Source organism: Ramlibacter sp. (genome assembly GCF_029866045.1).
Taxonomy (GTDB): Bacteria; Pseudomonadota; Gammaproteobacteria; order Burkholderiales; family Burkholderiaceae_C; genus Ramlibacter.
Map to the genome: position 1 here is coordinate 147,324 of NZ_JARXAB010000021.1, position 9,900 is coordinate 157,223.

At 69.2% G+C, this 9,900-nt stretch carries 9 protein-coding genes; 5 read left to right on the forward strand and 4 right to left on the reverse strand.

What is annotated here, in order from left to right; translation table 11 throughout:
- The first annotated feature begins 25 nt into the window (after positions 1-25).
- The 5 genes from QE494_RS02280 (at position 26) to QE494_RS02300 (ending at position 5,509) form a co-directional block, all read left to right on the forward strand.
- Complete coding sequence (locus QE494_RS02280; protein ID WP_300041110.1) at positions 26-1,027, forward strand: SIS domain-containing protein; 1,002 nt, start codon at positions 26-28, stop codon at positions 1,025-1,027.
- Between the two features lie 52 nt (positions 1,028-1,079).
- Positions 1,080-1,634, forward strand: coding sequence for an HAD family hydrolase (locus QE494_RS02285; RefSeq protein ID WP_300041112.1), 555 nt, complete (start codon positions 1,080-1,082; stop codon positions 1,632-1,634).
- Positions 1,631-2,281 carry an LPS export ABC transporter periplasmic protein LptC gene (gene lptC, locus QE494_RS02290; protein WP_300041114.1) on the forward strand — a complete coding sequence of 217 codons (651 nt, stop codon included), beginning with the start codon at positions 1,631-1,633 and terminating at the stop codon, positions 2,279-2,281. The genes QE494_RS02285 and lptC overlap by 4 nt, the downstream gene beginning before the upstream one ends.
- Positions 2,282-2,350: 69 nt before the next feature.
- Positions 2,351-3,133, forward strand: coding sequence for an SDR family oxidoreductase (locus QE494_RS02295; protein ID WP_300041117.1), 783 nt, complete (start codon positions 2,351-2,353; stop codon positions 3,131-3,133).
- Positions 3,134-3,271: 138 nt separating this feature from the next.
- Positions 3,272-5,509, forward strand: a complete 2,238-nt coding sequence (locus tag QE494_RS02300; protein ID WP_300041119.1) for an NADP-dependent isocitrate dehydrogenase — start codon at positions 3,272-3,274, stop codon at positions 5,507-5,509.
- Here the strand turns inward: QE494_RS02300 and QE494_RS02305 are convergent.
- The 4 genes from QE494_RS02305 to QE494_RS02320 are packed head-to-tail and all read right to left on the reverse strand — an operon-like array spanning position 5,478 to position 9,586.
- A complete protein-coding gene (locus QE494_RS02305; RefSeq protein ID WP_300041121.1) occupies positions 5,478-5,960 on the reverse strand; it encodes a GtrA family protein in 483 nt (160 codons plus the stop codon). The two genes, QE494_RS02300 and QE494_RS02305, sit on opposite strands and share 32 nt — an antisense overlap.
- A 13-nt stretch (positions 5,961-5,973) precedes the next feature.
- Positions 5,974-6,912 (reverse strand): HAD family hydrolase, encoded by a 939-nt coding sequence (locus tag QE494_RS02310; RefSeq protein ID WP_300041123.1) that lies wholly within the window; start codon positions 6,910-6,912, stop codon positions 5,974-5,976.
- Positions 6,909-7,904, reverse strand: a complete 996-nt coding sequence (locus QE494_RS02315; RefSeq protein ID WP_300041125.1) for a UbiA family prenyltransferase — start codon at positions 7,902-7,904, stop codon at positions 6,909-6,911. Before QE494_RS02315 ends, QE494_RS02310 begins: the two co-directional genes overlap by 4 nt.
- Positions 7,901-9,586 (reverse strand): hypothetical protein, encoded by a 1,686-nt coding sequence (locus QE494_RS02320; protein WP_300041127.1) that lies wholly within the window; start codon positions 9,584-9,586, stop codon positions 7,901-7,903. The genes QE494_RS02315 and QE494_RS02320 overlap by 4 nt, the downstream gene beginning before the upstream one ends.
- Between the last annotated feature and the right edge of the window lie 314 nt (positions 9,587-9,900).

The following is a 9,900-nucleotide window of genomic DNA, read 5'->3' on the forward strand; positions in this document are numbered from 1 at the left end:
GAGGGCGGCTGCTTAGAATCTCCGTATGAATCCCCCCGAAGCCTCTCGTCAGGCCCTGATACCGGCGCGCGTCCTGCAGCTGGCGCAGGACACCTTCGACATCGAGGCGGCTGCGGTGCTGGGCCTGAAGCGGCGCGTCGGGCCCAGCTTCGTCGAGGCCGTGCAGGCCATGCTGGCGGTGCGCGGACGGGTGGTCGTCACCGGCATGGGCAAAAGCGGCCATGTCGGCCGCAAGATCGCCGCCACCCTGGCTTCCACCGGCACGCCGGCCATGTTTGTCCACCCGGCCGAGGCCAGCCATGGCGACCTCGGCATGATCAAGCCGGTCGATCTGGTCCTGGCCATCTCCAACGGGGGGGAGAGCGACGAGATCAGCGCCATCTTGCCGGTCCTCAAGCGCCAGGGGGTTCCCTTGGTGGCCATGACCGGCAACCCGCAGTCGACCCTGGCCCGCCATGCCGACATCCTGCTCGACAGCGGGGTGGAGAAGGAGGCCTGTCCGCTCAATCTCGCGCCCACTGCGAGCACCACCGCGCAGCTGGCCTTGGGCGACGCGCTGGCGGTGGCCTTGCTGGACGCACGCGGCTTCAAGTCCGAGGACTTCGCCCGCTCGCACCCCGGCGGCGCTCTGGGTCGGCAGCTGCTGACCCACGTGGACGACGTGATGCGCACCGGCGAGCAGGTACCCCGGGTCGGACCTGAGGCGAGCTTCAGCGACCTGATGCGCGAGATGAGCGCCAAGGGCCTGGGCGCCTCGGCCATTGCTGACGCCGGCGGCCGCGTGCTGGGAATCTTCACCGACGGTGACCTGCGCCGCCTGGTGGAAAAGGGCAGCGACCTGCGCAGCCTGCGCGCCGCTGATGTCATGCACCCCCGCCCGCATACCGTGCGCGCCGGGATGTTGGCGGTGGAGGCGGCCGAAGCGATGGAGCGTTACCGCATCACCAGCGTCCTGGTGGTGGACGAAGGCGGCTGCCTGATTGGCGCGCTCAACAGCAACGACCTGATGCGGGCCAAGGTCATCTGAGCGGCGTCTCGCGCCGCACACTCACCCCCCCCCGTTCCACCCAGCACCTGCCATGCGCGACCTTGCCTCACCGGCCCTCACCTTTGCGCCCGAGCTGCTGCTGGCGGCCCAGCCTGTGCGGGTGGCCTTCCTCGATATTGACGGTGTTTTCACCGACGGGGGTCTTTACCTGTCCGACCAGGGCGAGACACTCAAGCGCTTTCACATCCTCGACGGCCTGGGGATCAAGCTCCTGCAGCGCGCCGGCATCACCCCGGTGGTGATCACTGGCCGCGACTCCCTGCCCCTGCGCGTGCGGCTGGCGTCGCTGGGCATCACCCATGTTCACTATGGCACTGAGGACAAGGCCCCGGCCGCCGAGCGCAGCCTTCAGGAGCTCGGGCTGTCATGGTCCGAGGCCGCCGCCATCGGCGACGACTGGCCCGACCTGCCAGTGCTCACCCGCTGCGCCTTCCCGGTGGCTCCGGCGCAGGCCCATGCCGAGGTGCGCGCTCGGGTCCGTTATGTCACCCGTGCTGCGGGCGGCGAGGGCGCAGTGCGCGAGCTGTGCGACCTGCTGCTGGTGGCCGGCGGCCACTATGCGGGGCTCCTGGAGGCCTACCGATGACGGACAGCGTCGCTGCGCGCCGCCTGCTGGCCCTCCTGCTTGCCTTGCGTCGGGGCTGGGACCGGCTCTCTGCCTACCTGCCCTTGGCCCTCATGGCCCTGCTGGCCCTGGTCACCTACCTGCTCGCGCGGCAGACGCCCGGCCTGGTCGGACCCCAGGCGCCTGCAGCGCCTCGCAGCGAACCCGACTATTTCTTGCGCGGCTTTTCCATCAAGAACTTCGACGAGCAGGGCCGTCTCAAGAGCGAGGTGTTCGGCCAGGCCGGCCGGCATTTCCCTGACCGGGACGTTCTTGAAATCGATCAGCCGCGGGTGCGGTCCTTCAACGCCCGTGGGGAGCCCACGGTGGCCACCGCACAGCGCGCCCTCTCCAACGGCGACGGCACCCAGGTGCAACTGATCGGCAATGCAGTGGTGGTGCGCGAGCCCCCTTCGGGTGCTGGCAGTGCCCTGCGCCCGCGCCTGGAAATCCGCGGGGAGTTGCTGCACGTCTTCGTGGAGACCGAGCGGGTGCGCGCCGACCGGCCGGTGGAAATCCGGCGCGGTAACGACCGCTACACCGCCGACCGCATGGACTTCGACAACCTCGACCAGCAGCTGCAGTTGCAGGGCCGCGTGCGCGGGCAGATCGCGCCGCGGCGGCCTTGACCCGCCTGCCATGGGGCGGCCCTTGAACGCCAGACGGTTGCCAGCGGCACCGCTTCACCAGGAAAGCCCGTGAACGCCACGCCCCTCGTTTTCATCACCGGCGCCTCCAGCGGCATTGGTCAGGCCCTGGCGGCGCGCTACGCGCGCGAGGGCTGGCGCCTGGCCCTGGTGGCGCGGCGCATCGACCTGATCGAGACCTGGGCCCGTGACCTCGGGCTCGACCCCGGCATCTGGCGCGCCTACCAGGCCGATGTGGCCGACATCGACGCCATCGTGGCCGCCGGCCGCGCCGCCACCTTGGCGCAGGGCCTGCCAGACGTCGTCATCGCCAACGCCGGCATCAGCATCGGCATCGACACTGCTTACCGCGAGGACTTGGACCACATGGCCCGTACCTACGCCACCAACAATGTCGGCCTGGCCGCCACCTTCCATCCCTTCATCGAGCCCATGCGCAGCCGCGGTCGCGGCACGCTGGTCGGCATTGCCAGCGTGGCCGGCATCCGGGGCCTGCCCGGGCATGGCGCCTACTGCGCCAGCAAGGCCGCCGTGATCAGCTATTGCGAGTCGCTGCGTGCAGAGCTCCGGGGAACCGGGCTGCGGGTGGTCACCATCAGTCCGGGCTATGTGGCCACGCCCCTGACGGCCCGCAACCCCTACCCGATGCCTTTTCTGATGCAGCCCGATGCCTTTGCCCGCCGGGCGTTGCGGGCGATCGCCGCCGGCGCGCGCCACCGGGTCATTCCTTGGCCCATGGCCATCGTCGCGGCGGTCCTGCGCGTCCTGCCCGGCGCCTGGCTCGAACGCGCCCTGGCGGGGCAGCCCAGAAAGCGACGGCATGAGCCGGGCTGAAGCCCACCGCCAGGCGGTCCCCAGGCCCCCGCGCCGACGGCCAGGCATGTCCGGTAGAGCACCCGGCCCCGGAGGCATCAAAATAGAGGCCTCAAGTTCAGTTCTTCGGTTCACCCATTCCAAGGAAAGAGACACATCGTGGCTACCGCCAGCTCCAAAATCATCTACACCCTGACCGACGAGGCGCCCTACCTGGCGACTCACTCGTTCCTGCCCATCGTTCGCGCTTTCGCGGGTGCCGCCGGTATTGATGTCGTCGAAAGTGACATCTCTGTCGCAGCCCGCATCCTGGGTGAATTCCCGGAATTTCTCACCGACGCCCAGAAGGCGCCCGACACCTTGGCCGAGCTGGGCAAAAAGACCCTGGAGCCCGACGCCAACATCATCAAGTTGCCCAACATCAGCGCGTCACAGAACCAGCTGATCGCCGCCATTCGGGAGCTGCGCGCCAAGGGCTTCATGGTCCCTGAGTACCCCGAGAACCCCTCCAGCGACGCAGACAAGGCCATCCGCCTGCGCTATGGCAAGGTGCTCGGCTCGGCGGTCAACCCTGTCCTGCGTGAAGGCAACTCCGACCGCCGCGCGCCGCGCGCCGTGAAGGAATTTGCCCGCAAGAACCCGCACAGCATGGCCGAGTGGAGCCCCGCTTCGCGCACCCATGTCTCGCACATGTTCGACGGCGACTTCTATCACGGTGAAAAGTCCATGACGGTGGACAAGCCCCGCGACGTCAAGATGGAGCTGATCACCAAGTCGGGTAAGTTCATCGTGCTCAAGCCCAAGGTCCACCTGCTGGCGGGCGAGGTCATCGACTCGATGTACATGTCGAAGAAGGCGCTGCTCGACTTTTACGAGAAGCAGATCGAGGACGCGCACAAGTGCGGCCTGATGTTCTCGCTGCACGTCAAGGCCACCATGATGAAGGTCTCGCACCCCATCGTCTTTGGTCACTGCGTGCGCACCTTCTACAAGGAGGCCTTCGAGAAGCACGGCAAGCTGTTCGACGAGCTGGGCGTGAACGTCAACAACGGCATGGCCAACCTGTACGACAAGATCGCCACCTTGCCTGCCTCCAAGCAAGAAGAGATTCGTCGCGACCTGCACGCCTGCCAGGAGCATCGTCCCGAGCTGGCCATGGTCGATTCGGCCAAGGGCATCACCAACTTCCATTCGCCCAACGACGTGATCGTCGACGCCTCCATGCCGGCCATGATTCGCCAGGGCGGCAAGATGTACGGCGCCGACGGCCGCTTGAAGGAAGTCAAGGCGGCCATCCCCGAGTCGACCTTCGCCCGCATCTATCAAGAGATCATCAACTTCTGCAAGTGGCACGGCGCCTTCGACCCCAAGACCATGGGTACCGTGCCCAACGTCGGCCTGATGGCCCAGCAGGCCGAGGAGTACGGCTCGCACGACAAGACCTTCGAGGCCCCCGAGGACGGCGTCGCCAACATCACCGACCTGGCGACTGGCGAGGTGCTGCTGTCGCAGAACGTCGAGAAAGGCGACATCTGGCGCATGTGCCAGGTCAAGGACGCCGCGATCCGCGACTGGGTCAAGCTGGCTGTCACCCGCGCCCGCAACTCCGGCATGACCGCCGTTTTCTGGCTCGACTCCTACCGCCCGCACGAGGCCGAGTTGATCAAGAAGGTCAACACCTACCTCAAGGAGCACGACACCACCGGCCTGGACCTGCACATCATGAGCCAGGTGCGCGCCATGCGTTACACCCTGGAGCGCGTGATCCGCGGCCTGGACACCATCAGCGTCACCGGCAACATCCTGCGCGATTACCTCACCGACCTGTTCCCCATCATGGAGCTGGGCACCAGCGCCAAGATGCTGTCCATCGTTCCCCTGATGGCGGGCGGCGGTATGTACGAAACCGGCGCTGGCGGCTCTGCGCCCAAGCATGTGCAGCAGCTGGTCGAGGAAAACCACCTGCGCTGGGACTCCCTGGGTGAATTTCTCGCCCTTGCCGTGAGCCTGGAGGACGAGGGCATCAAGACCGGCAATGCCAAGGCCAAGCTCGTCGCGACCGCGCTCGATGCCGCCACCGGCAAGCTCCTGGACAACAACAAGGGCCCCTCGCCCAAGACGGGCCAGCTCGACAACCGCGGCAGCCAGTTTTACCTGACCCTGTACTGGGCCCAGGCCCTGGCCGCGCAGACCGAAGATGCCGAGCTCGCCCAGCGCTTTAAGCCCCTGGCCGAGTCGCTGGCCCGCGACGAAGCCAAGATCGTCGGTGAGCTCAATGCGGCGCAAGGCAAGCCGGCCGATATCGGGGGCTATTACTTCCCCGACCGCGCCAAGGTGAGTGCCGTCATGCGCCCCAGTGCCACCTTCAACGCGGCGCTGGCCTCCCTGCCCGCCTGATGTGTTGCGGCCGCCTCCGCGCCGGGCTCGGCGTGGGGGTGGGCGAATTCACCCGGGCAGCCCGGGCTGTCCGTGATGCGGGCTGCCCGAAGGCCCAATACGCCTGCAACAGGAAGTTGACGCCGAAGGCCAGGCCCACGCCCGCCACCTTGGCTGCCAGCGGCGGCGTCTGCACCAGGGCGGCCAGCAGCGCGGTGGCGCCGGCATTGACCGCCAAGCCCCCTCCGGCTGCGACCAGGAAGCGCGCAGCGCGTCTGCCATCGCGCCAGTCATGGCCGAACACCCAGCCTGCGCTGGCCCGGTAGTTCACCGCTGCGGCCAGCAGAAAGCTCAACATCGCCGGCAGCAGCACCCCGGGCAGCGCCAGGGCCAGCAACGCGAAGCCGCCGATATCCACCACCGCCGCCAGGCCACCCGTCAACGCGTAGCGCAGCACCCGGGGCAGTCGCATCTCGTCGTCGCCCTCAGCCCGCGCTCTGGCGGGCGCCGCCGGGCCTGTGCGGCCCACTGACCCCAATTGCCGCACTGGCCCCACTCCCCCGATTTGCCATGAGGAGTCCGCCCGTCCCATCCGCCGGCCCTGCTTGCAGCAGCGGCGCGAACACCGGGTCGTCAAAGCCCCGGATCCACAGCGCATCGTCCGGTGCCGTTGCCCGCCCCGCCTTCGGCCTTCCCAGCAGCAGTGCCCGCGCGCCGACCCGCGCCGCCACCGCGCCATCCCGGTCGGCGCGGTCGCCCACCACCACCGTTCGGTCGGCGGCCACGCCGGTGCGCGCCAGGATCTGGCGCAAGCCACGCGGATCAGGCTTGAGCCGGCCGATCCCCGCGTCGCCGGCCCAGACCACCGGGTCAGCGTGCAGGCCCAGGGCGGCCAGCTTGTCCCGCGCCGGGTAATCCGACAGCACCGCCACCTGCTTGCCCTGGCGGCGCAGGGCGTCGAACAGCGCCGCGATGCCGGGCCGCCTGCAGGCCGCCAGCCAGCGCAGCGGGCGGCGCTCCATCCAGTCTTCCACCCGAGCCTGCACTTCGGCTGGCCGGCAGCCGAGGTGCTGCGCTGGCAAGCGGTACTGCAAGCGTAGGAAATCCACCCCCGCGCAGTCCATCGCCGCCATCGGTGTCCCCACCTCGCCGACGGCGTGCATCGGTGACACCGCCGGGGGCTCGGCGCTGGCCCGTGCGCCGGCTTCCGCCAGCGCCTCACGCATGCGACGGAAGGTCGCCAGCGTGCGCAGCGCCTCAAGGCTGCGGCAGCGAACGGCGTCGGCCAGCAGCCAGGCCGCCATACGCAGGCGCAGCCGGGGGGCGTCGTAAAGCGTGCCATCGACGTCGAACACCACCAGGCTGATCGCACCCCAGTCGAAGGTGTCCGCCGGCCGCTTGCCCCGTCTGTCCGTGCTGCTCATCGCCGCAGCTCCAACTGGATGAAATGGGGCTCGGCCAGCGTCTGCAGGCGCGGTAACTGCACGAAGCTCAGGCCGACCAGCGCCAGGATGGTCAGGCCGCTGATCATCATCAGCCGCTTCTCGCGGAACAACTTCTCCGGTTTTTGCGCCACCGATCCGCTGCGCAGCGACAGGGCCAGGTAATGCGCGAACAGGGCGATCACCAGCGGGCAGGCCATCAGGTACTCGATCCGGTACTTCACCAAGAAGACGCCCAGCAGCAAGGTGGACATCAGCGCGTAGACGAAGCAAGAGATCAGCAGGCGCTCCTCGGTGTAGCCGCGAAAGCTCGCCCGGTAGCGGTGCAGCACCGCCACGCCCGGGCCAGCGGCGATCTCGCGGTACTCGGACAGCCGCTTGGCCCCCATCAGAAAGGCCCCGCCCATCCAGTACGCCAGCAGCAGCGACGCGGGCGCCAGGGTGAACTCCTCCAGCATCGCCCAGCCGAGCATCAGCCGCAGCGGGTTGTTGAAGGACTCGCACAGCACGTCGAGAAAGGGCAGGTTCTTGGCCCGCAAGGGCTGCACGTTGTAGACGACGCCAGACACCCAGAACAGCAAGCTGGTGGCGAAGAACAGGGGGCCCACCTCCCCCGCCATTGCCAGCCCCGCCAATGAGCACCCGGCGTAGAGGGTCCAGACCGCCGGAGGCCACAAGGGGGCAGTGACCGCCGGCCGGCTCGACTTGTCGGGGTGGAAGGCGTCGAAGGCACGGTCGAGCCATTCGTTGAGGATGTAGTTGGCCGAGGCCACTGCCACCGCGCTGGCCATGCCCAGCGCGATGCGCCAGGGTGCGCCCTCCAGCGAGGGCTCGCGCAGCATCCAGGCCAGGACCAGCCCGGGCAGGATGAACACATGCTTGGTCATGTGGTCCAGGCGCGCCATACGCAGGTAGTCTCGCCAGTGGGCGCGCCGGATGGCTGCCGGTCCGGTTGCGAGGTTGTCGCGGTTCATGGCTGTGCTCCTTGGGGTTTGCGGGTTCTGACCTGGGCCGCGTGTGCGGGCCAGCCGGGCATTCGGGGGGGTGCGGCCGCTGCGCGGAGCAGGGCTGCGCGTGCACAAAGGCCTGCGCCCAGCAGGGGCAGCAGCCAGACCACCCGGGCCTGAAAGCGGTCCAGTGGCGCAGCCAGCGCGGCGCAGACCGCCGCGTTCATGACCAGCCCGGCCAGCACCAGCGTCACCAGGCAGGTCGCCACCTCGCGGGCCTCCGCCCCTCGCCGACCATGCCAAACCAGGTACCCGAGGAGCAAAAGCGCGCCTGCGCCGGTGCTCGCCAGGGCCAGTGCCGAGAAGCGGTCCTGCCACTGCGGCGCCCTTGCGCCCCGGCTGTCGCGCAGGGCGGCCATCAGCGCCGATGGCACCCGGCCTTCATACATCGCCAGTTCGCGCGGGCCCAGGCCCCAGATGTCGATGCGGAACTCGGTGAGTTGCCTGGCGGTATCCGCCGCCATGTCACCCAGCACGCCCGCCGGGTCATGCCGAAGCACCCGCCAAGCCAGGCCGATTTGCTCCTGCGACAGCCGGCGCTTGGTGGCTGCATCTGCCGGCGCGAAGACACCCCGCGCCGGGTCGGGCTCGAAAAGAAAATCGGTCCAGGGCAGCGGAAAGCGGTCTCGATAATTGCAGGCGGCCCAGCGCTCATCGGGGGCCAACTCCGGGCATACCTGGTTGAGGTAGGCGGTGCCAGGGCCTTGGTCGACCAGCCGCGCGGTGAGGTGCGGCAGGCGCAGCGGCGGCGCGCCTAAGGCCTGGGTGACGACGCGCGAGAACGCGGCCTCGGCCAGCAGCGCGCCCACCACGCAGGCTGCCACCCAGGCCAGCCCTCCCGCCCAGGGGCCCCGTGTGCCCCTGGCGCGCCACGCCGGCGGGGCCGCCCAGGACGACCGCGCGGCCCGGGTCGTCCAGGCGTTCCAGATGGCCCATCCAGTTCCCAACGCCAGCAGCAGTGCGGCCGTCGCGAGGTGGCTGGCGTGCGCGCAGAGGGCATACAGGAGTAGCAGCGCCACGCCGATTCGCTGGCCTGTCCGCAGGGCCTTGCCCTCTGCCATGAGCAGGGCCGACGCGAGGATCGCCAGACCCGCGAAGATGTCTGGCATCAGCAAGCCGGTGAACAGGCCGGCCGGGGTGGCCAGGGCGAGCAAGCCGGCGATGGCCAGAAAGGCAGGCGTCGGCAGGCCCCAGCGCGTCACCAGCAGCAGGTGCATCAGCCAGGCCAGGCATAGCGCTTGGAGGGCCAATGCCCACCAGAGGCTCCCGGCCAGCTGGGACGCCTCCAGCAGTGCGCCGTAGTAGATCGAGCGGCCTGCCAGCACCACGCCCTCCTGCGGCGCACTCAGACCAGCCGCCCGCCCTGGCGACTTTGGCGGCAGCGCCGCGCCCTCCCCGCCCTGCGGGCCTGCGGACGCTGTCGTCGGTCCTGGTACCGCCGATGCGGCCGGCGCCTCATCCAGCCAGGTAGGCAAGCGGCCCGGCCCCAGCAGTCGGACCAGGCCCGCCTCCGCCCCGCGAAGGTAGGTGGGTGTGTCCGGGTACATCAGCGGTAGACCGTTCCAGGCAGCCGGCAGCAGCAGCAGGCCAGCCGCCAAAAGCCAGGCCCAGCGCGGGTGCCGCGGGGAAGTGAAAGGGGTCAGGGACATGAGTGGCGCCTGTGGGTGAGGCAGGCTGGGGATCGGGGATCGATCCGTGTGGGCGCCAATCTATGCGGCCGCGGTTGCGGCTCTGTCGGAGAAGCAGGACGGCAGCGGTAGGTGACGGGCCGTCTCTTGGATGGGCAGCGAAATGTTCCCGGGCCGCGCTGCGCCCATGAAAAACGGGGCCGAAGCCCCGTTTCATTTCTAGGTCAATCCGGCGCGAAGCCGGGTGCCAGATCAGCCGCCGTAGCCGCCGCGGCCACCGCCGCCGCCGCCACCGCGGGGGCCTGAGCCGTAGGGGCTGCGGAAGCCACCGCCGC

Bases quoted from the DNA above. Each gene is read 5' to 3' on its own strand.
- lptC (WP_300041114.1), top strand. From the start codon at position 1,631: ATGACGGACAGCGTCGCTGCGCGCCGCCTGCTGGCCCTCCTGCTTGCC.
- QE494_RS02310 (WP_300041123.1), bottom strand. From the start codon at position 6,912: ATGAGCAGCACGGACAGACGGGGCAAGCGGCCGGCGGACACCTTCGAC.
- QE494_RS02305 (WP_300041121.1), bottom strand. From the start codon at position 5,960: ATGCGACTGCCCCGGGTGCTGCGCTACGCGTTGACGGGTGGCCTGGCG.
- QE494_RS02315 (WP_300041125.1), bottom strand. From the start codon at position 7,904: ATGAACCGCGACAACCTCGCAACCGGACCGGCAGCCATCCGGCGCGCC.
- QE494_RS02285 (WP_300041112.1), top strand. From the start codon at position 1,080: ATGCGCGACCTTGCCTCACCGGCCCTCACCTTTGCGCCCGAGCTGCTG.
- QE494_RS02280 (WP_300041110.1), top strand. From the start codon at position 26: ATGAATCCCCCCGAAGCCTCTCGTCAGGCCCTGATACCGGCGCGCGTC.
- QE494_RS02320 (WP_300041127.1), bottom strand. From the start codon at position 9,586: ATGTCCCTGACCCCTTTCACTTCCCCGCGGCACCCGCGCTGGGCCTGG.